This is a genomic window from Paenibacillus marchantiae, assembly GCF_028771845.1.
Classification (GTDB): domain Bacteria; phylum Bacillota; class Bacilli; order Paenibacillales; family Paenibacillaceae; genus Paenibacillus; species Paenibacillus marchantiae.
In genome coordinates this window covers 2,770,796-2,787,026 of record NZ_CP118270.1, presented here as the reverse complement: position 1 = coordinate 2,787,026, position 16,231 = coordinate 2,770,796, and the positions used below count along the sequence as shown (strand labels likewise).

The 16,231-nt window shown below is 48.8% G+C and carries 13 protein-coding genes; 5 read left to right on the top strand and 8 right to left on the bottom strand.

Annotated elements, in window-relative coordinates:
* Positions 1–86: 86 nt before the first annotated feature.
* Positions 87–2,066, top strand: a complete 1,980-nt coding sequence (gene thrS / locus PTQ21_RS12695) for a threonine--tRNA ligase (protein WP_274570077.1) — start codon at positions 87–89, stop codon at positions 2,064–2,066.
* 116 nt (positions 2,067–2,182) lie between these two features.
* Here the strand turns inward: thrS and PTQ21_RS12690 are convergent, their stop codons facing one another.
* Positions 2,183–3,046 carry an SDR family oxidoreductase gene (locus PTQ21_RS12690; RefSeq protein ID WP_063564365.1) on the bottom strand — a complete coding sequence of 288 codons (864 nt, stop codon included), beginning with the start codon at positions 3,044–3,046 and terminating at the stop codon, positions 2,183–2,185.
* A gap of 128 nt (positions 3,047–3,174) precedes the next feature.
* Between PTQ21_RS12690 and PTQ21_RS12685 the strand changes: the two genes are divergently transcribed.
* A complete protein-coding gene (locus PTQ21_RS12685) occupies positions 3,175–3,720 on the top strand; it encodes a hypothetical protein (protein WP_063564366.1) in 546 nt (181 codons plus the stop codon).
* A gap of 67 nt (positions 3,721–3,787) precedes the next feature.
* On the top strand, positions 3,788–4,519 hold the full coding sequence (locus PTQ21_RS12680; RefSeq protein WP_274570076.1) for an MBL fold metallo-hydrolase: 732 nt from the start codon (positions 3,788–3,790) through the stop codon (positions 4,517–4,519).
* A gap of 102 nt (positions 4,520–4,621) precedes the next feature.
* Here the strand turns inward: PTQ21_RS12680 and PTQ21_RS12675 are convergent, their stop codons facing one another.
* Positions 4,622–5,830: a PQQ-dependent sugar dehydrogenase gene (locus PTQ21_RS12675; RefSeq protein ID WP_274570075.1), complete on the bottom strand. Its 1,209-nt coding sequence runs from the start codon at positions 5,828–5,830 to the stop codon at positions 4,622–4,624.
* Between the two features lie 262 nt (positions 5,831–6,092).
* Between PTQ21_RS12675 and PTQ21_RS12670 the strand changes: the two genes are divergently transcribed.
* Entirely contained in the window at positions 6,093–7,184 is a 1,092-nt protein-coding gene (locus PTQ21_RS12670; protein ID WP_064639917.1) for a M24 family metallopeptidase, read from the top strand.
* Positions 7,185–7,288: 104 nt separating this feature from the next.
* Here PTQ21_RS12670 and PTQ21_RS12665 read toward each other — a convergent pair whose 3' ends face one another.
* Positions 7,289–7,972: a queuosine precursor transporter gene (locus tag PTQ21_RS12665; RefSeq protein WP_063564370.1), complete on the bottom strand. Its 684-nt coding sequence runs from the start codon at positions 7,970–7,972 to the stop codon at positions 7,289–7,291.
* Positions 7,973–8,231: 259 nt separating this feature from the next.
* The gene (locus PTQ21_RS12660; RefSeq protein ID WP_063564371.1) at positions 8,232–9,629 is read right to left on the bottom strand and encodes an L-cystine transporter; all 1,398 of its coding nucleotides are present in this window, start codon (positions 9,627–9,629) and stop codon (positions 8,232–8,234) included.
* Between the two features lie 334 nt (positions 9,630–9,963).
* Here PTQ21_RS12660 and PTQ21_RS12655 point away from each other — a divergent pair, with 334 nt between their 5' ends.
* Positions 9,964–11,664, top strand: a complete 1,701-nt coding sequence (locus tag PTQ21_RS12655) for a methyl-accepting chemotaxis protein (RefSeq protein WP_269053693.1) — start codon at positions 9,964–9,966, stop codon at positions 11,662–11,664.
* 345 nt (positions 11,665–12,009) lie between these two features.
* Here PTQ21_RS12655 and PTQ21_RS12650 read toward each other — a convergent pair whose 3' ends face one another.
* The 4 genes from PTQ21_RS12650 to cobT form a co-directional block, all read right to left on the bottom strand.
* The gene (locus tag PTQ21_RS12650; RefSeq protein ID WP_274570492.1) at positions 12,010–13,551 is read right to left on the bottom strand and encodes a cobyric acid synthase; all 1,542 of its coding nucleotides are present in this window, start codon (positions 13,549–13,551) and stop codon (positions 12,010–12,012) included.
* A gap of 72 nt (positions 13,552–13,623) precedes the next feature.
* Positions 13,624–14,514 carry an adenosylcobinamide-GDP ribazoletransferase gene (gene cobS / locus PTQ21_RS12645; protein ID WP_063564373.1) on the bottom strand — a complete coding sequence of 297 codons (891 nt, stop codon included), beginning with the start codon at positions 14,512–14,514 and terminating at the stop codon, positions 13,624–13,626.
* A complete protein-coding gene (cobU, locus tag PTQ21_RS12640) occupies positions 14,511–15,071 on the bottom strand; it encodes a bifunctional adenosylcobinamide kinase/adenosylcobinamide-phosphate guanylyltransferase (RefSeq protein ID WP_063564374.1) in 561 nt (186 codons plus the stop codon). The genes cobS and cobU overlap by 4 nt, the downstream gene beginning before the upstream one ends.
* Entirely contained in the window at positions 15,068–16,198 is a 1,131-nt protein-coding gene (cobT, locus tag PTQ21_RS12635) for a nicotinate-nucleotide--dimethylbenzimidazole phosphoribosyltransferase (RefSeq protein WP_274570074.1), read from the bottom strand. Before cobT ends, cobU begins: the two co-directional genes overlap by 4 nt.
* Positions 16,199–16,231: the final 33 nt, after the last annotated feature.

The following is a 16,231-nucleotide window of genomic DNA, read 5'->3' as shown; positions in this document are numbered from 1 at the left end:
GTGGAACCACGAGCTGAGCGCACTCGTCCCTTTTCCGGGACGGGTGTTTTTTGCGCTTCAAATTTGAATATTGGAGAGTGGTTCACATGAGTAATCCGAATAAAAACAGCCAATCCAGCAACCAACCGAAGAATGATCAACAGCAACCCGGGCATCCGATTGAAATTCGCCTGCAAGGCGGAGCTGTACGTTCTTACAACGCAGGCATCACTGTAGGAGCGGTCGCCTCATCCATCAGCACAAGTCTGGGCAAACAAGCCATCGGCGGAATCGTAAATGGTAAGAATGTCGATCTCGACTGGGAGCTTGAGCAAGATTGCGAACTCGTCATCGTTACTTTGGACAGCGCGGAAGGTCTGTATCGTTACCGACACAGCACAGCTCATATACTCGCGCAGGCTCTCAAACGCATCTACGGTGCGGAACAAGTGAAGCTGGGCATCGGACCTGTCATTGAAGATGGATTCTATTACGATGTCGATCTGGAGCATGCTCTATCGATCAGTGATTTGGCTGCCATTGAGCAAGAAATGAACAAAATCATAAAAGAAAATGAAAAGATTAGCCGCCGGGTAGTTAGCCGGGAGGAAGCACTTCGCATCTTTGGAGAGATTCAGGACCCGTATAAGCTTGAACTTATTCAGGATTTACCGGAGGACGCTGAGCTTTCCATTTATGACCAAGGAGAGTTCTTCGATCTCTGTCGCGGCCCACATCTCCCGTCCACTGGTCGAATCAAAGCATTCAAACTGCTGAATGTGGCTGGTGCATACTGGCGCGGCAACTCCGATAATAAAATGCTGCAACGCATCTACGGCACTGCTTTCCCGAGCAAAGCCCAATTGGATGAACATCTGCACATGCTGGAAGAAGCGAAGAAACGGGATCACCGTAAACTAGGCAAAGAGCTTGAACTGTTCATGTTCTCCGAAGAAGCACCCGGTATGCCGTTCTATCTGCCCAAAGGCATGACTGTTCGTACAGAACTGGAGCAATTCTCCCGTGAATTGCAGCTGCAGGAAGGCTACCAGGAAGTTCGTACTCCCCTCATGATGAACAACCGTCTGTGGGAGCAATCGGGGCACTGGGAACATTACAAGGACAATATGTATTTCTCGGAAGTGGACGATGCGACTTTTGCCCTGAAACCTATGAACTGCCCGGGACACATGCTGATTTTCAAAAATACACTCCATTCCTATCGTGAGCTGCCTATTCGTATGATGGAATTCGGTCAGGTCCACCGCCACGAATTCTCAGGCGCTCTGAACGGCATGATGCGGGTGCGGACTTTCTGTCAGGATGATGCCCATCTCTATGTGATGCCAGAGCAGATCGAGGAAGAGATTAACCAGGCGATTTCATTGATCGGACGTATGTACGACATCTTTGGATTTGAGTACAACATTGAGTTGTCCACTCGTCCGGAAGATTCCATGGGATCGGAAGAGCTGTGGGATCAAGCAGAAAGCGCATTGCAGAATGTACTTGATCGGCGCGGTGTGAAATACCGCATTAACGAGGGTGATGGTGCCTTTTACGGTCCGAAAATTGACTTCCACATTCTCGATGCACTGAAGCGCAGCTGGCAGTGCGGAACAATTCAACTCGATTTCCAAATGCCCGAGAAATTCGATCTCACTTATATTGGCGAGGATAGCCTGAAACACCGTCCTGTCGTGATCCACCGTGCCATCTATGGTTCAATTGATCGGTTCATCGGCATCCTGACTGAACATTATGCAGGTGCGTTTCCGCTCTGGCTCGCGCCCGTGCAAGTGAAGCTGCTGCCAGTGTCAGATCATTACGCAGATTATGCGCTTCAAGTTCAGAGCCAGCTGCGGGCTGCCGGTATTCGAGTAGAAACAGACTTGCGCAGTGAGAAGCTAGGCTACAAAATCCGTGAAGCTCAGATGGAGAAAGTGCCTTACTCGCTTGTACTGGGGGAAAATGAGAAAAATGCCTCATCCGCCTCTGTCCGTGCATACGGTCAGGGCGATCAAGGCATTCAGCGCATTGAAGCATTTATTGAGCTGATTCAGCAAGCTGTGAAGGCCAAAGCCTAAGCGCTTAATCAGGAATGGGCTGAAACTTAACGTTAGAGGCAGCCGTTATTATGGAAAACGGTTGCCTCTAATTCTGTTCCAAGAATGTTTCCCCTTTTGCTTCGAGCGGCCAACAATTACAACTTTTCTTCTGGTCTAAGTCCGACTTGCTCTTCGCTCCATGTCCAGAAACGCTCAGCAGCTGCGACATCCAGCGCATGGGCTTTCAATTCCTGGTCCTTTTGTTGATAGAAGTAACGCCCGGTTACGCCGGCGACTTCAGGGCTTGTGGCGAGATAGATGGCCGTTTGTGCCCCTTCTTCAGGTGAAAGGAAAAACGGCAGCTTGCCCACCAAAGCCATAATGCGTGTGCCAAACCCAGTATTGCGGTCTACGCCAATACTTGTACCAACCGCACCGGGATGAAGGCAGTTGACCGTGATCCGGGTTTCCGCCAATTTGCGGGCCAGAACACGGGTGAACAACACGTTAGCCAGCTTGGATTGAGCGTAACTTTTGATTGGATTGAAGCCTTTATGCAGATGGGGATCTTCGAAATGTATTTTGCCGGCTTTGTAGGCACCAGACGAAACATTCACTATACGCCCCTGCTTCGCAGACTTCAACGGTTCGATCAGGAGTAAGGTAAGCAGGAAATGTCCAAGATGGTTAATACCTATAGCTTGCTCGAAACCATCGGAGGTTTCTTGGCGCTTCAACATGACGACACCCGCATTATTAACGAGAACGTCAAGTGTGTCGTAACGCTCACGGAAGGACTGGGCAAAATGACGGATGCTTTCCAGTGACCCCAGGTCACACAGCATCAATTCAATCGCAGTAGAGCCAGACTGACGCAGAGCCTCCTCCAGTGCCTGCTGTCCGCGCTTCTCGCTGCGGCACGCCATAATCACGTGATACCCTTGCCTTGCAAGTTCAATGGTGGTTGCCAGACCCATGCCTGAATTGGCTCCCGTAACAATGGCTGTTGGAATGGACATCAGGTACTTCCCTTCTGAACCAGAGGTTCTTCATATTTGGAACTCTCGTCTTCTTGTTTTTTTAGCACTACTGACGTCAATATGAGATAATTGAAAGAACACATATTGGTCTTATAGGGAGGATACGTATGCTAACCAAAGAAGACTTCAAGAAACTGAAAAAAGAAGCGAAACTTGAGATTGCACTCATCGAACAGGAAGTTCAAAATCTCCAGCAAAAGATAGACTCATCCCTGTATGAAAAAGATAAACTGTGGAACGATGAAGAGATTGGTGAGCTTACCCAAAAACGGAAAGAGCGAAAATATAGTTCATGGACGATTGAATTATGCACGATTATTGAAGACCTGCTAAATCAACTATACCAGCAAACGTATCAAAAAAAATTTAATTCGATCCAGTTGATGAAAACTCCTGCATACCGCTCATTATCCAATATCGAGATCCTTCAGGCTGAATTGAAAAATCAGCATCTTTCCCTGAAATCGGGAGAAGAGAAATTTGAAGAAGAAATAGCCAAAGTGTTTCAACTGAGAAATAAACTTATTCACTCCAACTTCTCTTATGCTTCCATTATTAGAGAAAATCACGATGCAAAGCAAGAGTTTGAATTCATCCTGGATACGGTGAAGAAGTATAGAAAACACTTGAAATATAATCAGTCAGAGAACTGACGAATGCATGATTCAAAATGATCCTACACGACAAAGGAGGTGCCCCGGATTCGATCCGGAAACAAATATGAACAATCAACCCATGGATATTACGGTTCTAAATCTTCATATTGTCACACCTGCGGGTAAAAACCCGATCTATCCTGTTATGTTGCGCGATGAAGATGGTATTACGCTTGTGGATACAGGCATGATTGGCCAATTCGCCGAACTTCAGTCCGCACTGGAGCATGAAGGCGTTCAGCTATCTGATATCAAGCGCATTATTGTAACACATTCCGATATTGACCACATTGGTAATCTTGGTGCCCTGGTGAATGCTGTTCCCGAAGTGGAAATCTGGGCGCATAGCGATGAAATTCCGTATATCACGGGCAAAGAGCCCATGATCAAGTTCACGCCAGAACGCAAAGCGTTGCTACCTGAACCTATAGCGGAGCTGGCGGAACAATTGATCTCACAACGGACTGAGTTCAAAATATCCAAAGTGCTAGAAGATGGTGACATACTTCCTCTACAAGGCGGCATCCAGGTCATTCATACACCAGGACACACCCCAGGACATATCTGCCTCTACTTCCGGGAGCAACAATTCCTGCTCGCTGCCGATGAATTACGTGTGGTCGATGATGAATTGGTGGGTCCTTCTCCACCCGCAACACCGGACATGCCTGAAGCACTGCGCAGCTTGAAAAGATTACTTGGCCTGAAGCTGGAGAAGGTACTTTGTTACCATGGTGGCGAGTACACCGATGAGCCGAGTCGGCGCATTGCCGAACTCGCGGAAAGTGCGGACTAATTGGTCCCTGCAACCTAAGCTATATTTACGTAAATAATGAAGCGAAGGGGCTGTCCCATACGTCATGAACATGGCGGGACAACCCCTTTTCTATTGTAAATGTTACGGTTTCGGCGTCAGAACGATCAGTTGGTCATCTCCATCGCGTGGCGATCCCCTGCCATCCCGGTTGTTCGTGAGCACGTATAACTTCCCGTCTTCTCCGGCAGTCACATTGCGAATACGTCCCCACTCGTCTTTAAAAATCGGCTCTACCTGCGTTACTTGTGTACCATCTTCGGACAGAGTAATTTTAAGCAGTTGTTCACCCCGCAGATTGGCAGCAAGCAGTGATCCGGCCCACGGACCTTCCTCTATAAAGGCTACACCTGATGGAGCCCATGTTTCATCTCCACTATGGGCAAGCGGAGCCTGATATGTGCCATTATTATCATCGTCTCCCTCTACCTCTGGCCAGCCATAATTCTCACCTGCTTCAATCCGGTTAATTTCATCAAAATTACGCTGACCATGCTCTGTAGCGTACAGATAGCCATTGTTCGGGTTCCAAGCCAGGCCCTGTGCGTTCCGATGCCCCATGCTGTACACGGGTGAATTTGGCCAAGGGTTATCTTCTGGGATCGATCCGTAAAGACCAATCCGCAATATTTTGCCACCCAAGCTATCTTCGTTTTGGGACAACTCCGGCTCATAGCGTTCACCTGTCGTAATATAGAGCAGATTGTCCGGGCCAATCTTGATCCGTCCTCCATTGTGATTCACCCCACCAGGAATGTCACTGAGCAGCTCCTTGTCTATAGTCGCCTTCCCGTCACTTACCTTCAAGCGCAATACCCGATTGGCAATGTCACCACCACCTTCCAGATAGGAATGGTATGCATACAGATAACCGTTATCATCAAAGTCCGGATCAGCAGCAAGTCCAAGCAAGCCACCTTCCCCTTCTTCATTAAATGGAGCAGTAAATTCAATCAGAGGTTCAGATGCCAGCTCTCCGTTCTCGATGACCTGAATGGTACCTGGTCGCTCTGTTACAAACATCCGTCCATCAGGCACGCTTACCAACTCCCAAGGTACATTGAGTCCGTCGACCAGCACGGAAGCCTCGTAAGGGATTACAGTATTTTCGTCTGTTTCCTCTTCCCCACCACTCGCACCGTTATTACCACCTTCCGCTGTCTGCCCCTGACCTGTACCCTGTCCTTGTGACGTCTGCTGCGATTCTGTCGTTGGCTCACCCGAAGCACAAGCAGTTAGCAAAGCCATACTGAGTAAAGAAGCATATAACGGAACGCTTAGTCGATTATTCATGAATACATCTCCCTTCTAATTTTGTTATATCGTGTAATCCTAGTTTCAAGGATTGTCCATTTTCAAAGTAAGTAAATAGGTAAGTTATTGAGTAAGCAAATTAGCAACCCTACGCGGTTTCGCCCTGTATTACCCTCCCTACCTGCCACTCAAACGGGTAGTTAAAGCTAATTTTCGGTCATCATTCCTTCCTCCATTTGGATTTCCCCGACATTCTTCTATAATAGAAAGATAGAACGAATGAAAGGTGGACATATAAATTATGAATCAAACTCCTTTATCCCGGCTGGAAGCTGGTCTGTCTACGCAAGGATTGGACGCCATGCTGATTACAGATCCGAAGCATATTTACTATTTAACAGGTTTTGCGAGTAATCCGCATGAGCGTTTCCTCGGGCTTGTTCTTGCACGCGGCGAAGATCCGCTGTTGATCGTGCCTGCACTTGACGAGGAAGCTGCAGCAGCCGCTTCTTCGGTCTCGAACATTGCCACGCATTCAGATACGGACAATCCTTACGCTTTATTTGAGCGTTATCAAGGACGCCTGGGCCGTGTAGGTCTCGAAAAAGAATACGTGACTGTCGCACGTTATGAACAGTTGACCGCCGCGCTGGGCGCTGCCAACTTTGAAGATGTCGGTCCTCTGCTTCGCACCTTGCGTGTGAAAAAAACACCGGATGAAGTTGCTCGCATTCGCCACGCCATTCATCTGATCGAAGAGACGCTTCGCCAAGGACTGTCTCACGTTCGTACAGGCGTAACCGAAATCGAACTGGTTGCCGAAATGGAATACCAGATGAAGAAACTGGGTGCAGACGGCCCTTCCTTCGATACGATGGTGCTCACTGGCCCCAAAACAGGCTTGCCACACGGCACACCAGGTGAACGGAAATTGCAGCATGGCGATCTGCTGATGTTCGATATGGGTGTCTACGCTGGTGGGTATGCATCAGATATTACGCGCACATTTGCCTTTGGTGACATTTCACCTGAACTTAAAACCATCTATAACACTGTGCTCGCAGCAAACGAAGCTGCCATTCGTGCAGTTAAGCCAGGTGTCACCTGTGCGGATATTGACCGTGCAGCACGCCAGGTTACGGAAGAAGCCGGATACGGCGAACGTTTCCTGCACAGAGTTGGACATGGAATGGGCATTGACGTGCATGAGTATCCTTCACTGCATGGTCAGAACATGGACATTCTGGAGGAAGGTACGGTATTTACGATTGAGCCGGGGATTTATGTAACCGGAGCAGGCGGTGTACGTATCGAGGATGATGTAATTGTGACGGAAACGGGTGTAGAAGTTCTGACGACATATCCGAAAGAGCTGCAAATCCTGACGGACTAATCCTTTTTGGTCATAAGCAAAAGTCCCGTGAAACCATGAATGCATGGCTTTGCGGGACTTTTGTGTTTGGATTCAGCATTTTGCAGAAGAACTTAACTACGAATCTAGGCTTCATCCTTGAATTTAAAGCTTCGTGCAGCATATAGAAACGGCGTTCCTACCGCGGTCAATACAAATTTGATCACATATGTGGTCAAGAAAATTTCAAGCCAAACGTCCCATGGATAGATGAAAGCAAACGCAATCGTGCAAAATACCAGTGTATCCGCGAACGAACTGATGATCGAGCTACCGTTGGTTCGTATCCACAACTGATTACGCCCTGGCGCCACCTTACGCAGCCAAGTGTATAGTCGCACGTCCAGGAACTGACTGATGAAATAGGCTGTCAGACTACCGAGTGCCAGACGTGGCAGCATACCAAACAATTTTTCCATCGACTCCTGTGCAAAGTCCGTCGATGCTGGCTCAAAGAACAATACCATCTGCATCAGCACTGTCGTCATAATCAAAGTGAAGAACCCGAACCATACGGCTTTACGTGCCTCACCTGGTCCATATTTCTCATTGAGCAAATCACTGGTCAAGTACATGCTGACATACATCGTATTGCCCAGCGTCAGAACGATACCCATAATATCTATCGTTTTGGTCACCTGTATATTGGCAATGACTGTTGCCACACCAATCCAGGCATAAAGACCCTTTTTACCGAACAAGCGGTAACACAAAAGAAAAAAGCCGTACGTTACGAGAACGAAAAGCGCTCCCCATCCTAAATTAAACAATATAAATACACTGCCTTCCTAGTTTTGATTACGCGGGATGGTTACGAACCGCGGTTTGACTCTGGGCCAAAACATGAATACTCTATCACATTTCCCCAAGCTTGAACAGCACTAAATAACTCCAACTGGCTTCAGATGATATTTACCGTATGCCCAACGGATGCTAAAAGCAAAAAGCCGCCCTCCGGATTAACCCGAAGAACGGCAGCTCTTGCATGGCTTGTGGCAGTAACTGCCATCCGCCTATTATGAATCTGAATTACGCCTGAACGGCTGAATCCAGATCACGACTTTGATCATTAAATGTATCATGATCGTTTTCTTTCAGAATTTTGCTGGTCACAAGTCCTGAAGTCATAGACCCGTTCACGTTCAATGCTGTACGACCCATATCGATCAACGGTTCAACCGAGATCAACAATCCTGCCAGAGCTACCGGCAAGTTCATCGTGGACAACACGATCAGGGAAGCGAAGGTTGCCCCGCCGCCTACACCAGCTACACCGAATGAACTGATCATGACAACCAGGATCAGGGTAATAATGAAGTCCCAGCTCAGCGGATCGATTCCGACCGTTGGAGCAATCATCACCGCCAGCATGGCCGGATAGATCCCGGCGCAGCCGTTTTGACCAATCGTGGCCCCAAAGCTTGCTGACAGATTCGCAATCCCGTCGGATACACCCAGTTTCTTCGTCTGCGTCTCCACGTTAAGCGGAATTGCTGCCGCACTAGAACGGGAGGTAAAGGCAAATACCAGCGTAGGTAGAACCTTTTTCAGATACGTAAGTGGGTTGAACCCAGAGAGCGCAATGATAATCAGATGAATGATGAACATGACGAGCAACGCAACATAGGATGCAATCACGAATTTGATCAGCTTCAGAATCTCATCCGCATTCGTGGTGGCCGTTACCTTTGTAATCAGTGCCAAAATTCCGTAAGGCGTCAGCCTGAGCACCAGTGTTACAATTCGCATAACCACCGCATATACCGCATTGACCATGCCTCGGAATGTTTCCGCCTGCTGTGGTTTTTTGCGATCCAATCCGAGCACCGCCACACCGATAAACGCCGAGAAAATAACAACCGCCAGTGTGGATGTACGACGTTCTCCGGTCATGTCCGCGAATGGATTCGACGGAATGAACTCCAGTACTTGCTGTGGAATCGTCTGATCCTTCACGTCAACGAGACGTTCCTCCATCTTCTGTCCTTGTGCAAGCTCTCTGTCTCCACCTTCGATCTCAATGGAAGTCAGGTTGAAGCTCAAGCTTGTCACAATGCTGACCCCTGCGGCAATAGCCGTCGTGATCAACAAGATCGCGATAATCGAAACACTCATTTTACCGAGATTCTGCTTGCCTTTCAGATTCATGATGGCCGATATGATAGAGACCATGATCAATGGAATCACGACCATTTGTAACAAACGAACATATCCTGAACCGGCCAGATTAAACCAATCGACCGACTTGGTAATGATTTCAGAATCAGATGTGTAGATCAGTTGCAGAATGACGCCATATACAACCCCGATTCCCAAACCCGCAAATACACGCTTGGTAAAGGAAATATGTTTCTTCTGCATCCAGAACAGGACACCCAGAAGAGCGAGCATAACCACTACGTTCAAAATGATTAAAAAGGTATTCATCTGTATAAATCCTCCTCAGTGTGAGTAACCGGATATTCCGGTTTTCTACTCGCTCAAAAGCGATATTCAACAATATATCACATAACAAACTATTCTGGTAGGTATTAATTGATATTATGTAATATGCGTGTAATAAATTCATCTATTCCTGAAAAAAATACACTGAATCGTGAAAATTATTGTATTCAACCTCCGGTTAATTTTGTAATATAGGTATATCCGCTTATTCCCAAGTTTTCTCAACGTGAAAATTAGGCCTTTCTTCGTTGGTATTTAGTCTTACGATAACGGAAAAGCGACGATGTTAATGAACATGACGTGAAAGGATGATCCTATGTTTCGAAATCGCACCGTTGCCGGTAAAATCAGAGGCACTTTGTTCCTCGTACTGCTGGTTGCTTCCCTGTTGTTTAGTATCAGTTTCTATGCTGTCTCCATGAATATTATGCAGAGTTACGTGCTTCCACAGTTCGACAAGGTCCTGGGCACGTCCATTCAGGATATATACAAAAACACATCCGCTTCTAAAATTTTGCAAGTACAGAGTGGCGGAGCTGGCTCTGAGGGTGCTGCACTGACAGTGGAATCCTATTTGGCTGGCAAAGCCAAAGAGCATAATCTGGACGGAGCATACGTTGTCTCTATTCAGGATGGTAAAGCTACCGTGGTCATCGCAAATACCTCCTCGGGCATGAAAGCCGGAGATGAGATTAAAGTAGAAGCAGCAATGAATGAGGCCACTGAGAAAAAAGAAATGGAAATCAGCCAGGTTTATGCCGATTCCTTCGGTGTACATAAAGCAGCCTTTATTCCGATCGCAGGAAGTAACATGATCATGGCTGTTAGCATGGATGCCCAATTCATTCAGGACAAAATTGCACAGATCTTCTGGTTGTGCCTCGGTATCACGGCATTGGTCTTTTTGCTCGGATGGCTCATCTCGACAAGCATGATCAAACGTGTAACCAAGCCGATCATTCAGCTCGTTCAACACAGCAAACAGATATCACAAGGAGATCTGACTGCTGAAATTCAGATTAAAGGTAAGGATGAAATTGCACAGCTCGCTTCAAGCTTCCAGACGATGACTCATAATCTGAAAGAAATGATTAGCCGTGCCCTCTCCACATCCAATGAAGTTGTGGAAGGCTCCAATGATTTGCTCAAACGGGTAGAATCCATGTCCGGTATGGTGAAAGACTCCAGTCGTTCTGCAGAAAGTGCCGAGAAAGGCAGCGTAAGTATCGCTTCCAGCGCAGCCGAAAATGCCAGAGCCATGGAAGAAATCACGCAAGGCATTATGCATATTGCCTCTTCTTCTGCCGAAGTATCCGAGCAGATCGGAGATGCTGCAAACGAAGCTGTTAACGGTAACCGTCTGGCACAGGATGCCATTCAGCAAATGGAACGTGTCGGCCAGACCGCGAGCGAATCTCTGCGTTATGTCGAAACGATGAACGAGCGCTCGATCGCGATAGGGACCATTGTTCAATCCATTTTTGAAATCACGAAACAGATTAACATGCTGTCCCTCAACGCTTCCATTGAAGCAGCACGTGCTGGAGAGCATGGACGCGGGTTTGCCGTTGTTGCCGGAGAAGTACGCAAACTGGCGGAGCAATCCAAGACAGCTACGGAGGAAATCTCCGATTACCTGGGTACTATCCGTGAAGACGCCGAACGTTCGGTTGATGCTATGAACCGTGTAACCCAAGAGATTGGATCAGGTACTCACGTGGTTCAACAGGCAGGCTCCGCATTCCAGCAGCTTAACGAGTTGATTCAGAACGTTAATCTGACCATTCAGACGGTATCGGCCTCTACCCAGCAAGTATCTGCTGGAGCTGAAGAAGTCAGTGCTTCCGTGGAAGAAACGGCTCAGATCACGTCCAAATCCCGTCAAAGCATGCAAGAGATTGCTTCTACAGCGGATCTCCAACTGAATGAAATGGACTCCCATTCCAGCACGGTACGTCATCTACATGAGCAAGCGGTAGAACTGCAATCCGCCATGAAGAACTTCAAAATAAACTAACCGGAATACCTTTAACCCATTATTTCCATCTTCGAATCAAACTTTAACATTAGGTACACAAATACCCCCATGCTCAGCAACGTTCCAGGTTTCAGGGAACGTTGCCACACATGGGGGTATTCTTTTGGACTGCACATTATATAAATTGAACAAATGAATATGTACACGCTCCACTCCGATGACAGAACAACCTTCCGATCGCTGTTACCCCCAGATTTTTTTGATTCACTTTTAAAAAGGGTAAAATCTGGGGATAAAGGCGAACGCTTCGCTTCTTCAGGTTATTTCTGTCCTCTACGTTCTCGTGTAAATGTCTAGTTTAAATTAATATAGCATGCAGTTTTTTTATTTAGGTGCCTGAACGCCCATAATCTCGTATACACGCTGCATATCCAATGAAGAACGTAATGATTCAGCTACACGGTCAAACTCCATTTCCTTACGTTCACGTGCGCTGTACGTCTCCAGTAGCGGAGCAAGTCCTTTTCCTTCACGTAGACCATTGAGCCATGAACGTCGGAACTGATCACTTTCAAACAAACCATGCAGGTACGTTCCCCACACTTTGCCATCCATCGTGCCCCAGCCTTCATTGAAGGATTGACCTCCCGGATGGGCGATTTCGAATAAGGCCGTTACACGTTCAGGCTCAAGACACTCGGTAACACCCATATGAATCTCGTATCCCTGGATCGGCAACGAGTTTGCTGCATCACTTTCCTTGGGCAAACGAATTGGATGATGACTGTGAACATGCCCGGAGGCTCTTACCGTTTGTTTGTTCTGTAGAAATGTTGTCGATAGGGGCAGCCATCCCAATCCATGGGCTTCCTGGATCTGATTCGCTTCTACCGCAAATGGATCTTTGAGATGCTGACCGAGCATCTGATATCCACCACATATCCCAACAAGCTGAACATGTTTACGCTCCGTCTGGCTGGCAATCGCTTGCTCCAGTCCCGACGCACGCAGAAATGCCAGATCACCGATCGTATCCTTCGTACCTGGAAGCAGAATGGCGTCGGGATGCCCCAATTCATCGGGAGAAGTCACGTACCGCACATTCACATCCGGCTCCCTAGAAAGGGCATCAAAGTCTGTAAAGTTTGAAATACGCGGATAACGAATTACTGCCAGGTCCAGCTCCTGCTGACCGGATTTGCCGTGTCGCATGGAGTCCAGCACTACGGAGTCTTCCGCTTCAATCTGAATATCACTTATGTAAGGCAATACGCCCAATACAGGAATGCCTGTCCGTTCTTCAAGCCAGTCCAACCCAGGCTGCAGCAGGGACAGATCTCCACGAAACTTGTTGATGATGAATCCTTTTACACGCTGAACCTCATGCGGCTCCAGCAGCTCCAGAGTACCTACAATGGAGGCAAAGACACCGCCACGATCAATATCCGATATCAGAATAACCGGAGCATCCGCCCAGCCTGCCAGATTCATATTAACGATATCCCGATCCTTCAGATTAATCTCCGCAGGACTTCCCGCACCTTCCATCAGCACAATATCATACGTCGCGCGCAACCGATTCAGCGCATCCATGACCGTTTGTTTGGCTTGGGGCAGGAAATGCTGCCGGTAGTCCCACGCACTCATCTGTGTAAGAGGCACACCGTGCACGACAATCTGAGAATGCATATCCCGAACCGGCTTGATCAGGATTGGATTCATATCCGTTGTCGCTTCAATGCCGCATGCCTCGGCTTGTGCTCCTTGGGCTCTTCCGATTTCCTTGCCGTCTTCCGTGACGTAAGAATTCAGTGCCATGTTCTGTGATTTGAACGGAGCCGGCCTGAAGCCATCCTGCTTGAATATTCGGCATAAGGCTGTCGTAATTACACTTTTCCCCACATCCGATGCCGTCCCTTGCAGCATTAATACTGCTGCCGTTTGTTCGGACGTTTGTGCAGAAGTATCTTCCACGTTCCCTCACCTCCACTCTCAGCGTTATATCAAAAAGAATCCCTGTAACAGACTAAGTACCGTTAGCAGTGCGGCCTCAAGCAGCTCATTCATGGCTCCATATGTGTCCCCTGTAAGTCCACCCAGCCTTTCGCTGATACGCCCGGCAACGAATTTGCCAATCACATAACCAGCCAATGGTACCACAATGATCGCTGCAACAGGATATAGCCACCATGGTAACGTCCCCAATCCATTCTCCGTCGCCAGTACCTGGAACATGGCTGTATCCGGCTGGAAGATCCATACCGCAGCCCATGTGATCACACCTGACAGAATGGTTAGCCCAACCGCGGAGCTTCGTGCACGCTGGACTTCCCTCCGTTCCCCCAATCCCTTGAACAGGACAGCGAGTCCATCGTCCTTGCGGGCATTCGGCCAGGCCGCCATGGCATATACCATGAACCAACGGCTCCAGATCATCGGCAGGATGAGCAAAGCTCCATAGGCCCAGTTACCACGTGCGATAAAGTCAGCAATCAATGCTGCTTTCATCATCAACAGCAGGACACAGGCGATTACGCCCATGGCCCCCACACGACTGTCTTTCATAATCTCCAGCATTCGCTCACGGGTTCGATAACTGAGTAGCCCATCTGCCGTATCCATCCAGCCATCCAGATGAAGGCCTCCGGTTAGCCATACCCATAACGTCAAGGTTAACACCGCTGCCGGAAACGATGGAAGCAGTGCACCCGTCAGGGCTCCGCCCAGCCAGACGCATAATCCGATGACCGCACCAACCAGCGGGTAATACACTACACTCTCCCGCAATAATGGCGGGACGAAATCAAGCTGCATTTTCACCGGGAAACGGGACAGAAATTGAAAAGCGGCCGCAGCCGCATGTTTTTGTTCAAGATCGCCTTTACTCATAAACGATACTCCCTGCTTTTCAGCTCAATCGCAATGCCCACTGTCACCAGAAACACTTCGCGGCAAACCGCGGCAATCCGCTGATTGAGAATGCCCGCCAGATCCCGATATCTTCTGCCCAGCGCATACTCCGGCACAATACCGTCCCCTACTTCATTGGTGACAAGCACGAGCAGACCCGGGTACGACTGGATGGCCGCTACCAGCGCATCCATATGATCGTACAGCACCTGCACCGGTTCATGTTCATGCGCTAACAGCACATTGCTGAGCCACAGTGTCAGACAATCGACCAGAACGGTCGGTGCAGACGTACCTGTATGGGACTCTCCCATTCGTGTAATTAACTCAGGCAATGCCAGCGGTTCCTCCACCGTATGCCATAGATATCCTGCTTCATCCCGCTGGCTCTGATGCAGGCGTATACGCTCGCGCATCTCGTCATCATAAGCTTGAGCCGTAGCGACATACCAAGCCTCAGAGGATCGCTGCATACAGAGACGCTCGGCAAACGAACTTTTGCCACTTCGCGCCCCGCCTGTCACGAGTACACTCATGATGATACCTCTCCTTGTACAGAGGAATCAGCAGAAGCTGATGAAGACTCCGTAGGTTGAGTCTCGTTCGTGCCACCAGATACACCCGCACTTGCAAATGTCGCCATCTCGTTCAAAATGCGGCATGACGCATCAATCAGATGAAGACTAAGCACGCCTCCGGTACCTTCACCCAGTCGCATGTCCAGATCCAGCATGGGCTTCAGGCCCAGTTCACGCAGCAACGCTGCATGTCCACTTTCATGCGATGTGTGGGAAGCAATCATGTATTCTGCGCTGAGCGGAGCAAGATGACTCGCAATCAACGCGGCAGCGGTGGAGATAAATCCATCCACGACAACCGGGCATCCGTTTGCAGCAGCAGCAAGAATCACGCCTGTCAGTCCGGCAATCTCCAGTCCGCCCACTTTGCACAGTACATCGAGTGCATCGTCTGCATTCGGAGCATTCACGCTGAGGGCTTGGCTGACTACTGCGGCTTTGCGCTGCAAACCGATATCATCTACGCCTGTTCCCCGGCCAACCGCTGAAGCAGGTGCTGTTCCGGTTAATGCACACATCACCGCAGCGCTAGCAGTTGTATTCCCGATCCCCATCTCTCCGGTCACAAACAACTGCGTTCCCTTCGCAACCTCGGTGGAGACCACTTCAGCTCCTGCAAGAATGGCCTCAATCGCTTCGCCCCGGGTCATTGCAGCACCCTTCGCCATGTTGGCTGTTCCTTTGCGGACTTTGCGGGAGACCAGGTCTGGATGATCCAGATCCGCATTCACCCCGATATCCACACAGATCACATGAGCTCCAGCGTGGCGCGCAAGCACATTGACAGCCGCTCCCCCTGCTAGGAAATTCAGGACCATCTGCGGCGTTACCTCAGCAGGAAAAGCACTAATCCCTTCTTCAACCACCCCATGATCCGCAGCCATAACGATGACAGCTCTTCGATCAAAGCAAGGCCGAGCCTCACCGGTGATTCCCGCCAGACGAATAACTAGCTGTTCAAGCTTGCCCAGACTGCCGGGTGGCTTCGTCAATGCATCCACATGTGCGGAAGCTTCAGCCGCAACTGCCTCATGTGGACCCACGATCCGACCCATTAACTGTTCCAACACCTGTTCATTATTCATACAGCCAGCACTTCCTTTATCAAAATATGGGGT

Excerpts from the sequence above, each read along its gene's own strand:
- thrS (WP_274570077.1), top strand. The coding sequence starts at position 87 with ATGAGTAATCCGAATAAAAACAGCCAATCCAGCAACCAACCGAAGAAT.
- PTQ21_RS12690 (WP_063564365.1), bottom strand. The coding sequence starts at position 3,046 with ATGTCCATTCCAACAGCCATTGTTACGGGAGCCAATTCAGGCATGGGT.
- PTQ21_RS12685 (WP_063564366.1), top strand. The coding sequence starts at position 3,175 with ATGCTAACCAAAGAAGACTTCAAGAAACTGAAAAAAGAAGCGAAACTT.
- PTQ21_RS12680 (WP_274570076.1), top strand. The coding sequence starts at position 3,788 with ATGAACAATCAACCCATGGATATTACGGTTCTAAATCTTCATATTGTC.
- PTQ21_RS12675 (WP_274570075.1), bottom strand. The coding sequence starts at position 5,830 with ATGAATAATCGACTAAGCGTTCCGTTATATGCTTCTTTACTCAGTATG.
- PTQ21_RS12670 (WP_064639917.1), top strand. The coding sequence starts at position 6,093 with ATGAATCAAACTCCTTTATCCCGGCTGGAAGCTGGTCTGTCTACGCAA.
- PTQ21_RS12660 (WP_063564371.1), bottom strand. The coding sequence starts at position 9,629 with ATGAATACCTTTTTAATCATTTTGAACGTAGTGGTTATGCTCGCTCTT.
- PTQ21_RS12655 (WP_269053693.1), top strand. The coding sequence starts at position 9,964 with ATGTTTCGAAATCGCACCGTTGCCGGTAAAATCAGAGGCACTTTGTTC.
- PTQ21_RS12650 (WP_274570492.1), bottom strand. The coding sequence starts at position 13,551 with ATGCTGCAAGGGACGGCATCGGATGTGGGGAAAAGTGTAATTACGACA.
- cobS (WP_063564373.1), bottom strand. The coding sequence starts at position 14,514 with ATGAGTAAAGGCGATCTTGAACAAAAACATGCGGCTGCGGCCGCTTTT.
- cobU (WP_063564374.1), bottom strand. The coding sequence starts at position 15,071 with ATGAGTGTACTCGTGACAGGCGGGGCGCGAAGTGGCAAAAGTTCGTTT.
- cobT (WP_274570074.1), bottom strand. The coding sequence starts at position 16,198 with ATGAATAATGAACAGGTGTTGGAACAGTTAATGGGTCGGATCGTGGGT.